The sequence below is a fragment of the Saccharothrix sp. S26 genome, from assembly GCF_021390395.1.
In the GTDB taxonomy this organism is placed as follows: Bacteria; Actinomycetota; Actinomycetes; order Mycobacteriales; family Pseudonocardiaceae; genus Actinosynnema.
Genome location: NZ_JAJUWT010000004.1, coordinates 359,579 through 377,876, shown reverse-complemented (window position 1 = coordinate 377,876; position 18,298 = coordinate 359,579). Strand labels below are relative to the sequence as shown.

Genomic DNA, 18,298 nt, shown 5'->3' with positions numbered 1-18,298 from the left:
ATCATCACGCAAAGGGGGCGCGCCGGTCCTGAACGTTGAATTCGGGGGTCGCGAACGTAGGACACACGCGTTCCGAACGTAGGACACACGCGTTCCGAACGTAGGACACACGCGTTCCGAACGTAGGACACACGCGTTCTGGAGGTAGGACTCTCGGGGTCAGAGGCGGCGGAGGCCGGCCAGGACGCGCTCCATCAGGCCCAGGTCCGGTTGGGCGCCGTCGGTGGAGGCGGTGCTGTGGACGTCGATCAGGCCGCGTTCGGCCATGTCACCCAACAGCACCTTGGCCACGCCCAGCGGCAGGCGCAGCAGGGCGGCGATCTCCGCCACCGAGCGCGGCCGGGCCACCAGGTTGATCACCTCGTGGTACTCGGACTTCATGGCGCCCGGGTAGTCCCAGTCCACCGCCGACACCAGCGTCTCCAGCTCCAGCTGGAACGACGACGTCGTGCGGCCACCGGTCCACGAGTAGGCGCGGACGATCGACGCCGCCTCCTCGCGCGGGTACTCGAAGTCGTCCTCGTCGTCGTCGAAGACCGGCCGGTGGGGCTTGGTGTCCCTGGTGTCACCGGCCGTGGCGCTGGGTCGCTCGGGCCTCGGCTTCTCCTGCTTGCGACGGCGGGAGGAGTCGAGGCTGAACCCGTTGAGCAGGGCGGCGAACGTCTCGTCCGACGCCCCTGGCTCCTCGTTCCGGTCCATGACCACCTCACGCAGACGGGCGGGCCATCATCCGCTTCGCACCGTGGAGCTGGGCGCGCAGCTCGGGGGTCAAGAGCTGGCCGACCTGGTCCACGACCACGGTCATCTCGTAGGCGACCTGGCCGACGTCGGCGTCCGGGGCGGCGAGCACGGCGAGGCACGAGCCGTCCCTGATGGACATCAGCAGCATGATCCCGTACTGCATCTCGATCACCGAGCGCAACACGCCGCCGCCGTCGAAGCACCTCGCCGCCGACTCGGTCAGGCTCGCCACGCCCGCCGCGATCGCGGCCAACTGGTCTGCCCGGTCGTCGGGCAGCCCGTTGGACGCGGTCAGCAACAGGCCGTCCACCGAGATCACCACGGCGTGGGCCACCCCGGGCACGCGATCGACGAAGTTGCCCACCAGCCAGCCGAACTGGTCGACCTGCCGCGACTTCTGCGTGCTCATCCGTTCTCCTGCCCAGCTCGATTCTCACCGGATCCCCGCACACCTTGCCGGATCCCGGTCTGGTAGCTGGCGAGGAAACCGCGTGTCGCCTGCGGATCCCTCCTTACGGGTGCCACCGCGTCGGGCGCACTCGGCCGTTCGGCCACCAGATTGGTCCGGGGCCGCCTCTTGGGCAGTTCCCCCGGAACGTCGTTGACGGGCTTGTCGTTCACGGGCGCCTCCCCGCGCACGTGGGTGTCCGCGGCGCGGTGCCGCGCCGGTTCCGCCGGTCCGGGCGGCAGCGGCGCGCCGCCGAACCAGGTCGAGGCCGTCCGCCGCGGCGCGGGCGCCGGCGTGGCGGGCGGGGTGGCGGGCTGGTCGATCGTCCGCCCGCGGAACGGGCTCCACCCGTCCTCCTTCAACGGCACCGCGGGCGGCAGGACCGGCTGCGGCGGCACGGGCTGCGGCACGGCGGCGCGCGGCAGGACCGGCTGCGGACCGGTCGAGTGCCCGTTCACGCGCGGCACGGCGGGCTGCGGCCCGGTGGAGTGACTGTTGACGACCGGCTGCGGGCCGGTCGAGTGCGGCACGGCCTGCTGCGGGCCCGTGGCGCGGGGCTGCGGCCCGGTGGACGGCGACGGGATGGCCGACGGCGTCACGCGCGAGGGCATCGGGCCGGTCGCGCGGACCAGCTCGGCGGGCAGCGCCACGACCGCGCGCAACCCGTCGCCCTGCTCGCGCAGCACCACGTCGATGCCGTGCCGCCCGGCGAGCCTGCCGACCACGTACAGGCCGAGCTGGCGGGACACGGGCAGCTCGCCGTTGTCCTCCGCCGCGGCCAGCGCGATCCGGCGGTTGGCCTGCGCCAGGTCCTCCTCCGACATGCCGACGCCGAGGTCGACCACGTCGACGAGCACGCCACCGCCGGGCCGGGGCCGTCCGCCGACGATCACCTGGGTGCGCGGCGGGGAGAACGTGGTCGCGTTGTCCAGCAGCTCGGCGACCAGCCGGACCAGGTCGCCCGCGGCGTAGCCGACGACCTCCACCGACGGCGTGGTCTGCACGACGACCCGCTGGTACTGCTCGATCTCGGACGCGGCGGCGCGCAGCACGTCGCCCAGCGGCACCGGGCGGGTGAAGCGGCGGGCAACGTCGCTGCCGGACAGCACCATGAGGTTCTCGTTGTTGCGGCGCATCCGGGTGGCGAGGTTGTCCAGCTTGAACAGGTTCGCGAGCTGCTCGGGGTTCTCCTCCTGCCGCTCCAGCTCCTCCATGAGCTTGAGCTGCCGCTCGACCAGGCCCTGGCTGCGGCGGGACAGGTTGATGAACGCGTTGCGCATGCCGGTGCGCAGGTCGGCCTGCTCGGCGGCGGAGCTGACCGCCTGCCGGTGCACCGCGTCGAACGCGCGCGCCAACTGGCCCAGCTCCTCCTTGGTGTCCACGGGCACGGGCTCGACGGTGACGTCGTGCGCGGCGTTCTCCCGCAGTTGCGCGACCAGGGTGGGCAGGCGGTGCTCGGCGACGTCCAGCGCGGCGGTGCGCAGCGCGCGCAGGGAGCGCAGCAGGTAGCTGCCGACCACGAAACCGACGGCGGCGGCGGCGAACATCGACGCCAGCAGGATCACGGCCGCCGCGCCCGCCCGGTCGCTGGTGGAGTCCTGCAACCGGCCCGCGGCGGCGGTCAGCTGGTTCTCCAGGGAGCGCAGCACCACGCCGAGCTGCTTGAGGGTGCTCTCCGAGCCGCTGTTCCAGGCGTCGGCCTTGACCAGCAGCTCCACCGCGCCGGAGTTGACGCGGACCTGTTGGAACAGGCTGTTGCGCAGGTCGACCTCCTGGCCGGAGACCGTGCTGCGGTAGTCGGCCTGCTGCTGGGGCGTGGCCACGGCCGAGAAGTCGGCCAGCTTGTCCTGCTGGCGGGTGTAGGACTGCTCCAGCGCGGTGACCTCGTTGTCGGTCAGCCTGCCGCGGCTGATGCCGGCCAGCACCGTGGCGTGCTGCCAGGACACCTGCTCGCCCGCCATGGCCAGGTTGTGCAGGGCGGTCGCGGTGCCGGACAGGGCCGGGTCGCCGAAGTCGCCGACCATGGCCTGGTCGAAGTCGAGCAGGGCGCGCGTGACGACGGTGTAGCCGCCGATCGCGCCTTCCAGGTCGACGCTGCCCGACACCACCCGTTCGCGGAGTTGGGGCAGGCCGTCGAGCTGGACGATCACGTCGCGGAACCGGGCGTTGGCGACCTCGCCGAGGGTCGTGGTGCGCTCCATCAGGTTCCGCACACCGGCGGCGGCGTTGTCGGTGGCGCGGGTCAGTTCGCGGAAGTCCTTCTCGACGACGCCCGCGCCCTCGCGCCGCTGCGCGGAGAACGCGCGTTCGGCCTGCACGCCCGCGATCAAGGGGTCGATGCCGGCACGCAGCGTCACGATGCGCTGCATGGCGGCGTAGGTGTCGGCGCTCTTGACGTACCCGCGGATCTGCACCAGGCCCGCGCCGACGGCGACGAGCACGGGCACCGCCAGGACGGCGGCGAGCTTGACGGGCAGGCGCCAATTCCGCCAGTCCGCGACGGCGCTCCACCACTGCCCGCGCGCGTTGTTGTCGCCAGTCACCAGACAAGCCCCGGAAAGTCCGTAGTTGTTTCGAAGTTGAACGACGTCGACGCATTGATGACCGACGAGCGTGGGTGTTGCTGGGCGGATAGTAGGTGGTGGACAGGCGTGGGACAACGACCTTGCGGTCGGTCCTCATCCGATCGGCGCAGCGTGACGACGGTGGGTGCATCGGAGGCCGATCGAGGCAACGGTCCGGCGTCAACCAGGCAGCGATGGCGCGGCCGTTGGCGTCACGTCGTTGACTGACGGCCCAACGCGGTTACGCTGAGCGCTCGCCGCCGGCCCGCGCATCCGCGTGCGCGGCGAGGCAAATCCCCGTGGAGGATTGATGACGAAGGCGATCCTGCCTCCGACGGATTCGAGACCCGCCCGCGGCGGGCGCGGCTTCGCCACTTTCGACGACCCGGGCACGCCCCTGTTGGTCGACGAAGCGGGCGACCCGGACTTCGTCGCGCTCCAGGCGAGCGGTGATTTCCGCGAGCTGCGCCGGCGGATCACGGTCTTCGTGGTGCCCGCCACGTGCGGGTTCCTGCTGTGGTACCTGGGCTACGTGGCGCTGTCGGCGTACGCGCCGGACCTGATGGGCACGCCCGTGTGGGGCGTGATCAACCTGGGCCTGCTGTTCGGGCTGCTCCAGTTCGTCACGACGATCGCGCTGACGCTGGGGTACGCGCGCTACGCGCGGCGCAAGCTCGACCCGCAGGTCGACGCGGTCCGCTCGCTCACCGCGGAGGACCAGGGCTGATGGGCGGCAACACGGCGATCAACCTCGGCGTCTTCGGCGTCTTCGTGTTGATCACCCTCTACATCGTGTACCGGGCGGGCACCCGCAACGCCACCGCGTCGGACTACTACGCCGCGGGCAGCAGCTTCACCGGGCCGCAGAACGGCATCGCGCTGTCGGGCGACTTCCTGTCCGCCGCGTCGTTCCTCGGCATCTCCGGCAGCATCGCGGTCAACGGCTACGACGGGTTCCTGTACTCGATCGGCTGGGTGGTGTCCTGGCTGCTCGGCCTGATGATCATCTCGGAGCGGCTGCGCAACACCGGCCGGTTCACCCTCGGCGACGTGCTGGCGTTCCGGATGCGGCAGCGCCCGGTGCGCGCCGCGGCGGCGAACGTGACCCTGGTGATCTCGCTGTTCTACATGATCGCGCAGATGGCGGGCGCGGGCGCGCTGATGGCGCTGCTGCTGGACGTGCACAGCAAGGTCGGCCAGTCGGTGATCATCGCCGTGGTCGGCATCGTCATGGTGCTGTACGTGCTGGTGGGCGGCATGAAGGGCACCACGTGGGTGCAGATCATCAAGGCCGTCTTCCTGATCATGTGCGTGACCCTGATGTCGGTGTTCCTGCTCGGCAAGTTCGGGTTCAGCCTGTCGGCGATCCTGGAGACGGCGTCGCGCAACACCCCGCTCGGGCCGGAGGTGCTGCAACCGGGCGTGCGGTACGGCGGCACGCCCACCAGCCAGTTGGACTTCATCTCGCTGGCGCTGGCCCTCGTGCTCGGCACGGCGTCGCTGCCGCACGTGCTGATGCGGTTCTACACCGTGCCGAACGCCCGCGAGGCGCGCCGTTCGGTGGTGTGGGCGACGTGGATGATGGCCACCTTCTACCTGTGCACGCTGGTCATCGGGTTCGGCGCGCTGGCGCTGGTCGGGTCGAAGGAGATCGCCGCGGCCCCGGGCGGCGAGAACTCGGCCGCGCCGCTGCTGGCCTACGAGATCGGCGGCGCGGTGCTGCTGGGCGTGGTGAGCGCGGTGGCGTTCGCGACGATCCTCGCGGTGGTGGCCGGTCTGACGTTGACCGCGTCGGCGTCGTTCGCGCACGACGTGTACGCGAACGTGATCAAGCAGGGCCAGGCCGACCCCCGCTCGGAGGTCCGGGTCGCCCGGTTGACCGCGATCGTGGTCGGCCTGCTGGCGATCGTCGGCGGCATCGCGGCGAACGGGCAGAACGTGGCGTTCCTGGTGGCGCTGGCGTTCGCGCTGGCGGCGTCGGCGAACCTGTCGACGATCATCTACTCGATGTTCTGGAAGCGGTTCAACACGCCGGGGACGCTGTGGGCGGTGTACGGCGGCCTCGGGTCGTGCATCGTGCTGCTCGCCTTCTCCCCCGCCGTGTCCGGCGCGAAGTCCTCGATCTTCCCCGACGTCGACTTCGCCTGGTTCCCGCTGAGCAACCCGGGCCTGGTGTCGATCCCGTTCTCGTTCCTGTGCGGCTACCTCGGCACGATCCTGAGCAAGGAGAAGGCCGACCCGGCCAAGCAGGCCGAGATGGAGGTCCGGTCGCTGACCGGGATCGGCTCCGGCCTGAGGTGACGCGGTGCCGAACGCCGCAGCCCCACGTGGGCTGCGGCGTTCGGCGTTTCGGGTGGTCCTAGCGCCGGGCCAGCGCCGCGCGGACCGCCGAGGCGAACCGGAGCGGTGCGGTGGCGTCGGTCTGGCGGAAGCCCAGGGAGGGCTCGACCAGCTCCAGTTCCAGCAGCAGCGGCGCGGTGTCGGGGCCCGGGATCAAGTCGACGCGGGCGTACAGGAACTCGTCGCGGCGCAGGCCGGTCAGCTCGGCGGCGGCGTCCAGCACGTCCTCGGCGACGCGGCGCTGCGCCGGTGACGGCGTCGCGCCGGACAGGCGTTCCACGATGTACAGGCCGGACTCGTCGTACTCGGCGTCCGGCGTGAGCATCGCGCCCTTGGTGAACGCGTGCGAGTACTGGCCGCCCAGGAACACCATCGCGGTCTCACCGACCGAGTCCACGTGCGACTGGTACGGCTGCACGAGCGCGGGCGCACCGAGGGCGGCCAGGTGCGCGGCGGCCGTCCCGTGGTCGCCGGCGGCGACGCGCAGCGCGCCCCGCGACCCGGCGCCGACGGTCGGCTTCACCACGAACTCGCCGTCCGGCCAGTCGGCGAAGCCCGGCCCGGCCACCGCCGTGGGCACGACCGGCACGCCGTGGCGCGCGAGGTCGACCAGGTAGGTCTTGTCGGTGTTCCACCGCACCACCGACGCCGGGTTCACCAGCGCGGGCTCGGCGTCGCACCACGCCAGGAACTCCGGCAGCCGCTCGGTGTAGTCCCAGGTGGACCGCAGCACGACCAGGTCGGCCTGCACCGGCGTGCCCCACGTCGTCCACGACGCCTGCACGCCGACGTCGGCCAGCGCGTCGAGCAGCGCGTCGTCGTCGCCGTCACCGGTGGGCAGCGAGTCGCAGGTGGCGAAGACGACCTTCATCGACCGGCCATCTTGCGCCGGTGCGCCGGTCCGATCTTCACCGCGGCCGTCGTCTCGCGGTCCCACTCGTGCCGCTCCAGGTCCGCCACCGCCTCGACCACGGCCTCCGCCGACGCCACGTCCGGCAGCACCACGTCGCCCATGGCCCCGTCGTCGCCGACCAGCACGACCCGCGCACCGGCCCGCCCGACGTTCTCCACGACCGCCCGGGCGGGCTTGCCGTGCGCGGCCACGAACGCCGTCGCCGTCTTCACCGCGCGCCCGATCCTCTTGTCCTCTGCCACGTCGGCCAGACTAGAACCTGTCGGTAACTTCCGCGCACGTGACCGCACTCACGACACCGCGTCAGGACGTCGACCACACCGTCGACCACGTCGACTCGTAGGCCTCGACCAGCCACTTGTCGGCTCGGGCGTAGTCGGGCCGCTCGGGCAGCGACGAGTCCAGGAGCAGCTCCTCCAGCCTGGCCTCCAGCGACGCGGCGGCGTCCATCGCCTCCTCCCGCGTGTGCCGCCCCTGCCGCAGGTCGCGGATCCAGGTCAGCCACGGCTCGGGCATCGGCAGCGTGATGCGGCCGGTCTCCAGCAGCTCGACGCCCTGCACGCCCAACCGCACCATGTGGGCGGCGTACTTCGTGTCGTAGCCGTGCCGCGCCACCAGCTCGGGCCGGTTGACGCGCCGGGCCACCGTGCCGTCCACCATGCGCCGGCGCTGGCTGTTCAGGTAGCCGATGAACCGCCTCCCGGCCAGCCGCGACACGACCATGTCGGCGTTGGCGCGCAGGTCGCGGCCCAGCTCGGTGACGGTGACGATCTCGTGCTCGGGCGCGAACAGCGGCAGCAGCACGGTCGGGTTGCCCTGCAACGCCAGCCGCAGCCACTTGCGCAACGAGTAGGTGACCAGGTCGAGATCACCGGGACCGGACGGGGTGTTGACCACGCCGGTGCGCTCCTCGGCGCTGCGGTGGATGTACTGCTCGAAGCGGCGCAGCCCGATGACGAACTCCGGCGGCTCGACGCACATGCCCATCTCATCGCGGTCGTCGGTGCCCTCGATGGCGGTCCCGTGCACGCCCGAGCCCACCTGCGTGCGCAGGATCGTGGCGCGCCGGGCGATCTCGGCGAATTCCGGGTTGTTGTGCTGCACGGCCATTCCCCCTCTGATGACGCGGACGAACTTAAAGCGTCAACAGGCAAACTCCAACGGAATTCGCGCCGCCTCCCGGTCCGCCCGGTCGCGAGGTAGCTTGCGGGCGTGACCGATACCCCACACCTCACCCACCTGGTCGAACAGTTCCTCGCCTGGCACTTCGACCGCAACCCGGGCAGTGCCGCGATGCTCGGCTCACTGGCCCACGACCACACCCTCGGCGATTTCAGCGCGAGCGCGTTCACCGAATACGAGCGCGGCGCGGACGCGTGGCTGGAACGGTTCGCCGCCGTCGAGGCGGACGACCTCCAGGGCTCGGTGGACCGCGACCTCGTCGTCTCGGTGCTGCGCGGCGTGCGGGCGAAGGCGACGTGGCCGGCGTGGCGGCGTGACCCGTCGACCTACACGACCGCGGTGCTGTACCCGTTGTTCAGCGCGTTCCTCAACCGGCTGCGGCCGGAGCCGGAGCTGGTGGCGAGCGTGGTGCGGCGGCTGGCCGAGGTGCCCGCCGTGCTGGCCGCGTGCCGGGCGAACCTGGACGCCGGGCTGGCCTCGGCGAGGATCGTCAGGCGGGCCGCCGACCAGGCGCGCACGGGCCGGGCGTTCCTGACCGTGACGCTGCCCGCCGAGGTGTCCGACCCGGCGCTGCGCGCGGAGCTGGCCGAGGCCGCCGAACCGGCCGCCCGGGCGTTCGACGAGCTGGCCTCGTTCCTGGACGGGTTCGCCGAGCGCGCCGGTGGCGACTGGCGGATGGGCGAGGCGCTGTACTCGACGCTGCTGCGCGAGCAGGAGGTGCTGGGGTACGGCGCGACCGAGCTGCACGAGCGGGGCAAGGCCGCGTACGCCGAGCTGGACGCCGAGATGCGCGAGCTGGCCGGGACCGACGACTGGCACGCGGTGATGGCGTCGTTCCAGGACGACCACCCGCCGACGCCGGAGGCGATGCGCGCCGAGTACGAGGCGGAGACCCGGCGGGCGCGGGAGTTCCTGGTCGAGCACGGCCTGGTGACGTTCGCCGAGGGTGAGCAGTGCCGGGTGGTGCCGTCGCCGACGTTCCAGCGGCCGGTGCTGGCGGTGGCGTCGTACATGTCGCCGCCGCCGCTGACCGACCAGCGGACGGGGCACTTCTTCGTGCCGTTCCCGCCGGACGGGTTCACCGCCGAGCAGACGACCCAGCGGCTGCGCACGAACTCGCGCGCCCAGCTGGCCACGATCGCCGTGCACGAGGCCTACCCCGGCCACCACTGGCACCTGTCGTGGCTGGCCGCGCAGGACCGGCCGGTGCGCAAGGTGTTCCGCACCCCGTACTTCTCCGAGGGCTGGGCGCTGTACGCGGAGAAGCTGCTGCGCGAGCACGGCTACTTCACCGCCGAGGTGGTCGGTGACGCGGCCAAGGCACGCGCGCAGGAGCTGGCGCACGTCGAGGCGCGGTTGTTCCGGGCGGCGCGGATGATCGTGGACACTGCGCTGCACTGCGGCGACATGGGTGTCGAGGAGGCCGAGGAGTTCATGAGCACGAAGGCGTCGCTCACGCCGGGCACGGCCGCCGGCGAGGTGAGCCGGTACTGCGCGTGGCCGACGCAGGCCCCGTCGTACCTGACCGGCGCGTTGGAGATCGAGCGCATCCGGTCGGAGTTCACCGGGTCGCCGCGCGAGTTCCACGACACGATCGCGGGCGCGGGCGCGCTGCCGCTCGGGCTGGCCCGCAGGGTCGCTCTCGGTGGGTGAGACGCGGAACAGGCCGGCCGTCACGGCGGTTGGTGTGCTGACGTAGGACATCGCGACAGGAGGACGGACACATGCCCAAGGCAGTGGTGGTGCGCGCGACCGGTGGGCCGGACGCGCTGGAGTTCACCGACGTGGAGGCGAAGTCGCCCGGTCCGGGCGAGCTGCTGGTGGACGTGGCCGCCGCCGGGGTGAACTTCATCGACTGCTACCACCGCGAAGGCCGCTACCCGCTGGACCTGCCGTTCGGGCCGGGGCTGGAGGGCGCGGGCCGGGTGAGCGCGGTCGGCCCGGACGTCACCGGGTTCGCGGTGGGCGACCGGGTGGCGTGGGCGCAGGCCCTCGGCAGCTACGCGGAGCAGGCCGTGGTGCCCGTGAAGGACGCGGTGCCGGTGCCGGAGGGCGTGGACGACGACACGGCGGGCGCGCTGCTGCTCCAGGGTTTGACCGCGCACTACCTGGTCGCGTCGACGTACCCGGTGCAGAAGGGCGACACGGTCCTCGTGCACGCGGCGGCCGGTGGCGTGGGGCTGCTGCTGGTGCAGTTGGCCAAGGCGCGGGGCGCGCGGGTGATCGGCACGGTGTCCACGGAGGCCAAGGAGGCGTTGGCGCGCGAGGCCGGCGCGGACGAGGTGATCAGGTACGACCAGGTGGACTTCGCGCCCGTGGTGCGCGAGCTGACCGACGGCGCGGGCGTCGCGGCCGCGTACGACGGCGTGGGCCGGACGACGTTCGACGGGAGCCTGGCCAGCCTCAAGCCGCGCGGCGTGCTGGCGTTGTTCGGCGCGTCCAGCGGCGCGGTGCCGCCGGTCGACCCGCAGCGGCTCAACCAGGCGGGGTCGGTGTTCCTGACCCGGCCGTCGCTGGGCGCGCACGTGGCCACCCGCGAGGAGCTGGAGTGGCGGACCCGCGAGCTGTTCGAGGCCGTCGTGGACGGTGCGCTGGCCGTGCGGGTCGGCGGGCGCTACCCGTTGGCCGAGGCGCGGCGGGCGCACGAGGACCTGGAGGGCCGCCGCACCACCGGCAAGCTGCTGCTCGTGCCCTGAGCCCCGACGTGCGCGAGGGCGGTCCCGGCGCGGGACCGCCCTCGTTCACGTCCGGGGTCGGCTCAGCCCTGGACCTTGACCGCGTCCACGACGAAGATCAGCGTCTCGCCCGGCTGGATGTCGCCCTTGCCGTTGGGGTAACCCTTGTCCGACGGCACGACGAGCAGCCGGCGGCCGCCCTCCTTGAGCCCGATCAGGCCCTCGTTCCAGCCCTTGATGACCTGGGCCTGGCCGATGTTCTCCAGCGGGAACGCCCGGCCGCTGTCCCACGACGCCTCACGGGTCTTCTGGTCGCGGAACGTGGCCAGCACGTAGTGCAGCTCGGCGGTGGAGCCGGGCTTGATCTCCGGGCCCGTGCCCTCCGTCAGGTCCTTGACCACGAGGCCGTCCTGCGGCGTGCAGCCGGTCGGGACGGTGATCGTGGGCTTCTCCCCCGCCGCGCCCGTCACCTGGTACTGCGACACCTCGCACGGCGGACCGCTCGGCTCGGGCAGGTCGGCCGCGGTGGGCTCCTGCGCCTCGGGCTGGGCGGCGGTGGTGGGCGGGGTGTTGGTGAGGGTGGACGGCCGGTCGCTAGCGGTGCACGCGGTCAGCGCCAGACCGGCGGACAACAAGGAGACGAGAGCCAGGGCCGTACGGCCGACAGTACGCATGGTTGCCGAGCTTAGGGTTCACGCCCGCGCGCCGCGCCACGGCCCCACCAGCAGCCCAACGCCGATCACGGTGCGCTGCTGTCGATCTACGAAACAATCCGCAAATGTGCCACTAATTACCGCTACCGCCGTTGCGTACTCGCGCGTACAGTAACTGCGCGCACTTGATCGTATACCGAGAGCATTCGGCCGATCGAGTGCCCACCAAGGAGGTGACATCGTGTCCGCGGAGCCCGAGGGCGTCCGCAGCAACCTGTTGCAGGAATTGTTCTGGACCAGAACAGGTTTGCTCCTGCTCATCCTGGTCGTCACTGCCGGCGGCAGCCTGGCCATTTCCAGCACAATGGATCAAGGAGCGCTGCGCACGTTCCTGACGTCGGTCGGCACCGGCACGTTGATCTCGGCCGTGGTCGGTTTCGGGCAGACGTTGATCACCAGTTCGGCCGCGCAACGGGCGCTGGTCACCCCGGTCGTGGAGGAGAGCCGCAGGGCGCTGCGCGAGCTCACCGCCGAGTACCGGGCGCTGGACCGCGAGTTCTTCCCCACTCACGTGTTCGAGCCGACCGCACGACCCGACCCGGCGTTCAACCAGGTCATGATGCAGGACCTGGAACGGACCCGGCTGTACGTGTTCCGCGGCTTCGCGGGCCGTTACGCGGCGGGCAGGCTGCTGCTGTCGCAGTCGGAGTGCGAGCTCAGGGCCGTGCTGGCCGACCCGCGCGACGACGACGCGATCAGCGGGCGGGCCCGCTACCTGTTGCGCAACGAAGGCGCGGACGGCGACTACGACGCGATCGCGGCGAGGCTGCGCGAGCAGATCTCGATCGGCCTGGTCGGCCTGTTCCTGGCCCGCGGCCGGTGCTCGCGGATCGACCTGACGATGGTGTCGGACCCGCCGCTGGACCGGCTGGAGCTGTTCGACGACAGCGTGTGGCTCACCCTCTACAGCAACACCAGCGCGGGCGTCATCCGGCTCTACCCGCGCACGGTGCGGTTCGCGGAGGGCTCGTTCATCTACGGGATGGAACGCGCCGAGTTCCTGCGCATCAGCAATTCCAAGGCGGGGCTCCACGTCGTCATCACCCCGGGCACCAGTCGGGCGGACTTCCTCGCCCTGTTCGAGAAGATCACCGGCAACCCGCTCACCGAGGACGGGTTCCGCGCACTCGAGGAGAAGTTCCACCGATTCCGCAAAGAATTCTCCGCCTCCGCTCAGCTGGGGAGCTGATAAGCCGTGCTCACCGAGTTCACCGGGTTCTCCGCCCTCGCGGAGCTCGCCACGCTCATCACCGTGGCCGACCCCCCTGTCGTCGACCACTGGGGACACGTCGAGAGGCGTTTCCGCGAGTGGGCGGGCCGACCCGGCCTGCGGGAGAGGCTGCGCGGGCACCTGCGCGCCCTCTCACCGCAGGACGAGATGCGCGTGGTCGCCAAGTCCCGCGAGACGACGACCCACTTCGCGTGGTGCCTGCGGGACGAGCCGGCCGAGCCGTTCACGTTCTGGCTGCACGAGTACAAGCCGCAGCGGGACTGGCGACCGGGCTACGCCGACTCCATCCACAACCACCGCTACCACTTCTGCACCACCATCCTGTCGGGCTCCTACCTGCACGAGCGCTTCACCGCGGACGTGGCCGACGGCGGCACGCAGATCGTGTCCACCACCCTGCTGCGCAGCGCCGAGGCCCACGAGGGCGCCTCGGGCACGATGCTCGCCCACGAGTTCCACCGCATCCCCAAGGCCGCCGACGACACCATGACGTTCCTTGTCAAGTCGCGGGCGGTCAGCCCGTGGAGCCTCAGCTTCGACCCCGACACCCGGACCAGCCACCGGCACGTGCCGGTCGAGGCGAGGTTGGAGGACCTGACGAAGAACTTGTGACCCGCGCCAAGGATCTTCGCGCGCGCCTACCATCGGCCCACCCGGCACGGGAGGGTCCAATGAGTACTGTCACCAGGACAGTCACGGCGCAGGCGATCTCCGAGGTCGAGGCCGAGGTGTGGCGGCTGTGCCGCGACCTGGCCGCGAAACTGCAGTTCCACGGCTGGCACCACGTCAGCTTCGTGCGCGACAAGGCCGTCCACTTCGCCCGGCGCAACGGCTCGGACGCCGCGCTGGTCGAGGTGGCGGCCCTGGTCCACGACGTCAACTACATGGTCCGGCGCAACTCGCTGCCGGTGGACGGCCGGTGGCTGCGGCTGGACATCCTGGCCCGCGCGGGCGTGCCGGACGAGGTCGCGGCGCGGGTGGACGCGATCGTCGAGGAGGCCGAGATGCGCACCCGCCACCGCGACATCTCCCCGGAGGCGCAGGCGCTGTCCGACGCGGACACGCTGTTCAAGGCCCTGCCGGTGACGCCGGTGGTGCTCGCGCCCCGTTACCTGGAGGAGAACGGGATCACGCTCAGGGAGCTGGCGCACAAGATCGTCGGCGAGCAGCGGGACAAGCACGACGACGGCTACTACTTCTACGACCCGGAGGCGGCGGCCACCTACTCGCGGTGGGCCACGGCGAACCTGGAGCTGTGGTCGTGCATCGTGGAGTCGCTGGACGACCCGACGGTCAACGAGCTGCTGTCCGCGGTGTCCTGACGCGTCACTGCCCGGGCGTGTTCCACACGGCGAGGTCGAACTTGACCCAGCGGTACGAGTCGACGTCGACCACCACCAGACCGGCCCAGCGGCCCTCTGTCGTCTTCACGCAGAAGGACGCGCCCTGCCGGACGAAGTCGCTGTCGATGTAGTCGTCCACGGCCGTGGCTGCCACGCACTCCTGGTAGGTGGGCGGCGCCTCGGCGAGCTTCTCCGCCACGAGGACGACTTGCGCGGCCCGGAAGCCGCCTTCGTACTTCAGGTCGGTCCGCTGCGTCGCCTTGGCGGTGACCCCGCCGTTCTGCTCGGTGGTCGAGTCCAGCTCGATGGAGTAGTCGTAGTTCATCGTCACCTGGCCGCGGCGGAGCTGCCCCTCGGGGACCGGAGCCGCAGTGGTAGTGGTGGTTGTGGTCGTCCGGGCAGCCGCTGCGGTCGTGGTCGCGGCCGGGGAGGACTCGCGGTCCCCTGCGGTCGTGGTGGTCGTGGTGCCGGTGGTGGCAGGCTGGGCGGAGCCATCGGTCGGACGCAGTTCGAGGCCGACGAGCACGCCGCCCGTGACCGCGCCCACCACGGTCAGCAGCACCGGCACCACGAAGTGCTTGGTCAGCTGCTGGTCCGGTCGGCGACCCCACCGGTAGAGGAGCCAGACGCCCACCAGGGTGACGGCACCGGCCGCGAGCAGTGACAGCGGCACCTGGTCCTTGATGCCGCCGAGCACGGAGAGCACCAGCCCGGCGACGCCGGCCATGCCTCCGAAGACCTGCCAGCGGTCCACTGTCGCCTTGTCGAACGACCCCCGATCGGGTGGCGGTCCATCCCCCTGCACAGCCATGTCGATCAGGCTAGCTATCCGCAAATATGCGGAAAGCGCATCAAGCTCAGAACGGCCAGCCGAGCACCGGCAGCCCGATCACCGCGTCCACGGCCAGGCCGCAGAACACGAGCATCAGGTACAGGTTCGACAGGTGGAAGAACTTCATCGTGTTGGTCGACCCGCCCCGCCGCACGACGCCGTGCAGCCGGTGCGCGAACACCGCGAACCACACGCCCGACACGGCCGCCACCACGACGTAGATCCACGACGTCACCGGCGCGAGCAGCAGCGTGCAGGCGACCGTGATCCACGAGTAGATGACGATCTGGCGCGTGACCTGCTGCGCCGTGGCCACCACCGGCAGCATCGGCACGCCGGCCCGCGCGTAGTCCTCCTTGAACTTCATCGCGAGCGCCCACGTGTGCGGCGGCGTCCAGAAGAAGATCACGCCGAACATCACCAGCGCGGGCCACGCCACCGTGCCGGTCGCCGAGGACCAGCCGATGATCACCGGCATGCAGCCGGCCATGCCGCCCCAGATGATGTTCTGGGAGGTCCGACGCTTGAGCACCAGGGTGTAGACGAAGATGTAGAACAGGATCGTCGCCACCGCGAACACGGCCGAGATGAGGTTCGTGGTCAGCCACAGGAACCCGAACGACACCACGCCGAGCACGATGCCGAAGATCAGCGCGTTGCGCGGCGGGATGGCGTCCTTGGCCAGCGGTCGGGCGCTGGTGCGCTTCATGACCGAGTCGATGTCGGCGTCGACGTAGCAGTTGAGCGCGTTCGCCGAGCCCGCGGCCAGGGTGCCGCCCGCCAGGGTGCACGCGATCAGCCACAGCGGCGGCAGGCCGCGGGCGGCCAGGAGCATCGCCGGGATGGTGGTGATCAGCAGCAGCTCGATCACCCGGGGCTTGGTCAGCGCCACGTACGCGCCGACGACCTGCCGGGGCGACCGCGCCGGAGCCTCGGTGACGGCACTCATCGCGTCGCGCTCCTCAACAGGTCGGGGATGGTGCCGATCGTAACCGCGGGTGGTTCGAGCAGCCCGTTCGGGTACTCCCTGAACGCACCAACCACGCCTGTGCGTACACCCACAGAGCGTGAGTGCTACGAGGGTCCGCGAGTCGGACTAGGCTGGCCGGCGGACCTTGGTAGCCGCGGATCGGGCCTGACGGGATCGATTAAGTTCACGCCGGCCGTCACAACCGCCGCCTAGTGAGTTTGGAGCTGGAAGTCAGTGTCCGTCACCGATGACATCGCCCGGTTGACCGAAGCCCACCTGCCCGAGGATTGGACCGACCTGGACAAGCGCGCGGTCGACACCGCCCGCGTGCTCGCCGCCGACGCCGTGCAGAAGGTCGGCAACGGCCACCCCGGCACCGCCATGAGCCTCGCGCCGCTGGCGTACACGCTGTTCCAGCGCGTGATGCGGCACGACCCGGCCGACGCGGACTGGATCGGCCGCGACCGGTTCGTGCTCAGCGCGGGCCACTCGAGCCTCACGCTCTACGTCCAGTTGTACCTCAACGGCTACGGCCTGGAGCTGGACGACCTCAAGGCGCTGCGCACGTGGGGCTCGAAGACCCCCGGCCACCCCGAGCACCGGCACACCAACGGCGTGGAGATCACCACCGGTCCGCTGGGCCAGGGCCTCGCCTCCGCCGTCGGCATGGCCATGGGCGCGCGCCGCGAGCGGGGCCTGTTCGACCCGGACGCCCCGGCCGGCCAGAGCCCGTTCGACCACCACATCTTCGTGATCGCCTCCGACGGCGACATCGAGGAGGGCGTGACGTCCGAGGCGTCGTCCCTGGCGGGCACCCAGAAGCTGGGCAACCTGACCGTCATCTACGACGACAACAAGATCTCCATCGAGGACGACACGACCATCGCGCTGTCCGAGGACACCGCGAAGCGCTACGAGGCCTACGGCTGGCACGTGCAGGTCGTCGAGGGCGGCGAGAACGTCAAGGGCATCCTGGAGGCCCTGGAGAACGCCAAGGCCGAGACCGAGCGCCCGTCGTTCATCCTGCTGCGCACGATCATCGGCTACCCCGCGCCGAACAAGCAGAACACCGGCGCGGCGCACGGCGCGGCCCTGGGCGCGGACGAGGTCGCCGAGGTCAAGCGCATCCTCGGGTTCGACCCCGAGCAGACGTTCGAGGTCGCCGACGAGGTGCTGGAGCACACCCGCGCGGTGATCAAGCGCGGCGAGGCGGCCAAGTCCGAGTGGCAGCGCTCGTTCGACGCGTGGGCGCAGGCCAACCCCGAGCGCAAGGCGCTGCTGGACCGCCTGGTGAACAACCAGCTGCCCGAGGGCTGGGCCGACGCGCTGCCGTCGTGGGACCCGGACCCGAAGGGCGTGGCCACCCGCAAGGCCTCCGGCGAGGTGCTGAACTCGCTCAAGGACGTGCTGCCGGAGCTGTGGGGCGGCTCGGCGGACCTGGCGGAGTCGAACAACACCACGATGAAGGGCGTCGACTCGTTCGGCCCCGAGTCGATCTCCACCAAGATGTGGAACGCCAACCCGTATGGCCGCACGCTGCACTTCGGCGTCCGCGAGCACGCCATGGGCTCGATCCTCAACGGCATCGCGCTGCACGGCCCGACCCGCCCGTACGGCGGCACGTTCCTCGTGTTCAGCGACTACATGCGGCCGGCGGTCCGCTTGGCGGCGCTGATGAAGTCCCCGGTCATCTACGTGTGGACGCACGACTCCATCGGCCTGGGCGAGGACGGTCCCACGCACCAGCCGATCGAGCACCTGGCGGCCTTGCGCGCGATCCCGGGCCTGACCGTGCTGCGCCCGGGCGACGCGAACGAGACGGCCGCCGCGTGGCGCGCTGTGATCGAGAACGCCGAGGGCCCGAAGGGCATCGCGCTGACCAGGCAGAACCTGCCGGTGCTCGAAGGCACCAAGGAGAAGGCCGTCGAGGGCGTGGCGCGCGGCGGCTACGTGCTGGAGGGCGACGAGGAGCCGGAGCTGATCCTGATCGCGACCGGCTCGGAGCTGCAGATCGCGGTGGAGGCCCGCAAGGTGCTGGCGGCCGAGGGCGTCGCCGCCCGGGTGGTGTCCATGCCGAGCGTCGAGTGGTTCGACGCGCAGGACAAGAGCTACCAGGAGCAGGTGCTGCCGTCGTCGGTGAAGGCGCGCGTGGTGGTCGAGGCGGGCATCGCGCAGCCGTGGCACCGGTTCGCAGGCGACGCGGGCGAGATCGTCTCCATCGAGCACTTCGGCGCGTCGGCCGACTACCAGACGCTGTTCCGCGAGTTCGGGTTCACGACCGAGAACGTCGTCGCGGCGGCCCGCCGGTCGCTGTCCCGGACCAAGTAGAGACTTCAGGGAGTTGAC

Annotated in this window: 17 protein-coding genes; 8 read left to right on the top strand and 9 right to left on the bottom strand. The window is 71.1% G+C overall.

Annotation, left to right across the window (positions count from 1 at the left end; all coding sequences use genetic code 11):
• Positions 1 to 159: 159 nt before the first annotated feature.
• Genes LZG04_RS08925 through LZG04_RS08915 form a run of 3 tightly spaced genes read right to left on the bottom strand, consistent with a single transcriptional unit; the run spans position 160 to position 3,732 of the window.
• Positions 160 to 699, bottom strand: a complete 540-nt coding sequence (locus LZG04_RS08925) for a DUF742 domain-containing protein (RefSeq protein WP_233815110.1) — start codon at positions 697 to 699, stop codon at positions 160 to 162.
• A 7-nt stretch (positions 700 to 706) separates the two neighbouring features.
• Positions 707 to 1,150 (bottom strand): roadblock/LC7 domain-containing protein, encoded by a 444-nt coding sequence (locus LZG04_RS08920; RefSeq protein ID WP_233815108.1) that lies wholly within the window; start codon positions 1,148 to 1,150, stop codon positions 707 to 709.
• A complete protein-coding gene (locus LZG04_RS08915; protein WP_233815106.1) occupies positions 1,147 to 3,732 on the bottom strand; it encodes a nitrate- and nitrite sensing domain-containing protein in 2,586 nt (861 codons plus the stop codon). Before LZG04_RS08915 ends, LZG04_RS08920 begins: the two co-directional genes overlap by 4 nt.
• A gap of 331 nt (positions 3,733 to 4,063) precedes the next feature.
• Between LZG04_RS08915 and LZG04_RS08910 the strand changes: the two genes are divergently transcribed.
• Together LZG04_RS08910 and LZG04_RS08905 are read left to right on the top strand one after the other, a co-directional pair.
• Entirely contained in the window at positions 4,064 to 4,480 is a 417-nt protein-coding gene (locus LZG04_RS08910; RefSeq protein ID WP_233815103.1) for a DUF485 domain-containing protein, read from the top strand.
• A complete protein-coding gene (locus LZG04_RS08905) occupies positions 4,480 to 6,054 on the top strand; it encodes a cation acetate symporter (RefSeq protein ID WP_233815101.1) in 1,575 nt (524 codons plus the stop codon). The genes LZG04_RS08910 and LZG04_RS08905 overlap by 1 nt, the downstream gene beginning before the upstream one ends.
• A 58-nt stretch (positions 6,055 to 6,112) precedes the next feature.
• On the opposite strand, the gene LZG04_RS08900 is transcribed toward LZG04_RS08905, so the two are convergent.
• The 3 genes from LZG04_RS08900 to LZG04_RS08890 form a co-directional block, all read right to left on the bottom strand.
• Complete coding sequence (locus tag LZG04_RS08900) at positions 6,113 to 6,964, bottom strand: RimK family alpha-L-glutamate ligase (protein WP_233815099.1); 852 nt, start codon at positions 6,962 to 6,964, stop codon at positions 6,113 to 6,115.
• Positions 6,961 to 7,248, bottom strand: coding sequence for a hypothetical protein (locus LZG04_RS08895; protein WP_233815097.1), 288 nt, complete (start codon positions 7,246 to 7,248; stop codon positions 6,961 to 6,963). Before LZG04_RS08895 ends, LZG04_RS08900 begins: the two co-directional genes overlap by 4 nt.
• Positions 7,249 to 7,309: 61 nt before the next feature.
• Positions 7,310 to 8,116 (bottom strand): DNA polymerase beta superfamily protein, encoded by an 807-nt coding sequence (locus LZG04_RS08890; RefSeq protein WP_233815095.1) that lies wholly within the window; start codon positions 8,114 to 8,116, stop codon positions 7,310 to 7,312.
• Between the two features lie 102 nt (positions 8,117 to 8,218).
• On the opposite strand from LZG04_RS08890, the gene LZG04_RS08885 reads away from it, so the two are divergent.
• Entirely contained in the window at positions 8,219 to 9,841 is a 1,623-nt protein-coding gene (locus LZG04_RS08885; RefSeq protein ID WP_233815093.1) for a DUF885 domain-containing protein, read from the top strand.
• 71 nt (positions 9,842 to 9,912) lie between these two features.
• Positions 9,913 to 10,884 (top strand): quinone oxidoreductase, encoded by a 972-nt coding sequence (locus LZG04_RS08880; RefSeq protein ID WP_233815091.1) that lies wholly within the window; start codon positions 9,913 to 9,915, stop codon positions 10,882 to 10,884.
• A gap of 62 nt (positions 10,885 to 10,946) precedes the next feature.
• On the opposite strand, the gene LZG04_RS08875 is transcribed toward LZG04_RS08880, so the two are convergent.
• Positions 10,947 to 11,537, bottom strand: a complete 591-nt coding sequence (locus tag LZG04_RS08875; protein WP_233815089.1) for an FKBP-type peptidyl-prolyl cis-trans isomerase — start codon at positions 11,535 to 11,537, stop codon at positions 10,947 to 10,949.
• Positions 11,538 to 11,757: 220 nt separating this feature from the next.
• Here LZG04_RS08875 and LZG04_RS08870 point away from each other — a divergent pair, with 220 nt between their 5' ends.
• From LZG04_RS08870 to LZG04_RS08860, 3 genes are read left to right on the top strand one after another with little or no spacing between them, the layout of a single operon-like run.
• Complete coding sequence (locus tag LZG04_RS08870; RefSeq protein ID WP_233815087.1) at positions 11,758 to 12,765, top strand: hypothetical protein; 1,008 nt, start codon at positions 11,758 to 11,760, stop codon at positions 12,763 to 12,765.
• Positions 12,766 to 12,771: 6 nt separating this feature from the next.
• Positions 12,772 to 13,419, top strand: coding sequence for a hypothetical protein (locus tag LZG04_RS08865; protein WP_233815084.1), 648 nt, complete (start codon positions 12,772 to 12,774; stop codon positions 13,417 to 13,419).
• 59 nt (positions 13,420 to 13,478) lie between these two features.
• Entirely contained in the window at positions 13,479 to 14,129 is a 651-nt protein-coding gene (locus LZG04_RS08860) for an HD family phosphohydrolase (protein ID WP_233815082.1), read from the top strand.
• A 4-nt stretch (positions 14,130 to 14,133) separates the two neighbouring features.
• On the opposite strand, the gene LZG04_RS08855 is transcribed toward LZG04_RS08860, so the two are convergent.
• Positions 14,134 to 14,961, bottom strand: coding sequence for a hypothetical protein (locus tag LZG04_RS08855; RefSeq protein WP_233815080.1), 828 nt, complete (start codon positions 14,959 to 14,961; stop codon positions 14,134 to 14,136).
• 46 nt (positions 14,962 to 15,007) lie between these two features.
• Entirely contained in the window at positions 15,008 to 15,931 is a 924-nt protein-coding gene (locus LZG04_RS08850) for a heme o synthase (protein WP_233815078.1), read from the bottom strand.
• A 255-nt stretch (positions 15,932 to 16,186) separates the two neighbouring features.
• On the opposite strand from LZG04_RS08850, the gene tkt reads away from it, so the two are divergent.
• Positions 16,187 to 18,280, top strand: coding sequence for a transketolase (gene tkt / locus LZG04_RS08845; RefSeq protein ID WP_233815076.1), 2,094 nt, complete (start codon positions 16,187 to 16,189; stop codon positions 18,278 to 18,280).
• Positions 18,281 to 18,298 lie beyond the last annotated feature (18 nt).

Bases quoted from the DNA above. Each gene is read 5' to 3' on its own strand.
- LZG04_RS08890 (WP_233815095.1), bottom strand. From the start codon at position 8,116: ATGGCCGTGCAGCACAACAACCCGGAATTCGCCGAGATCGCCCGGCGC.
- LZG04_RS08925 (WP_233815110.1), bottom strand. From the start codon at position 699: ATGGACCGGAACGAGGAGCCAGGGGCGTCGGACGAGACGTTCGCCGCC.
- LZG04_RS08920 (WP_233815108.1), bottom strand. From the start codon at position 1,150: ATGAGCACGCAGAAGTCGCGGCAGGTCGACCAGTTCGGCTGGCTGGTG.
- LZG04_RS08910 (WP_233815103.1), top strand. From the start codon at position 4,064: ATGACGAAGGCGATCCTGCCTCCGACGGATTCGAGACCCGCCCGCGGC.
- LZG04_RS08905 (WP_233815101.1), top strand. From the start codon at position 4,480: ATGGGCGGCAACACGGCGATCAACCTCGGCGTCTTCGGCGTCTTCGTG.
- LZG04_RS08875 (WP_233815089.1), bottom strand. From the start codon at position 11,537: ATGCGTACTGTCGGCCGTACGGCCCTGGCTCTCGTCTCCTTGTTGTCC.
- LZG04_RS08855 (WP_233815080.1), bottom strand. From the start codon at position 14,961: ATGGCTGTGCAGGGGGATGGACCGCCACCCGATCGGGGGTCGTTCGAC.
- LZG04_RS08880 (WP_233815091.1), top strand. From the start codon at position 9,913: ATGCCCAAGGCAGTGGTGGTGCGCGCGACCGGTGGGCCGGACGCGCTG.
- LZG04_RS08850 (WP_233815078.1), bottom strand. From the start codon at position 15,931: ATGAGTGCCGTCACCGAGGCTCCGGCGCGGTCGCCCCGGCAGGTCGTC.
- LZG04_RS08860 (WP_233815082.1), top strand. From the start codon at position 13,479: ATGAGTACTGTCACCAGGACAGTCACGGCGCAGGCGATCTCCGAGGTC.
- LZG04_RS08900 (WP_233815099.1), bottom strand. From the start codon at position 6,964: ATGAAGGTCGTCTTCGCCACCTGCGACTCGCTGCCCACCGGTGACGGC.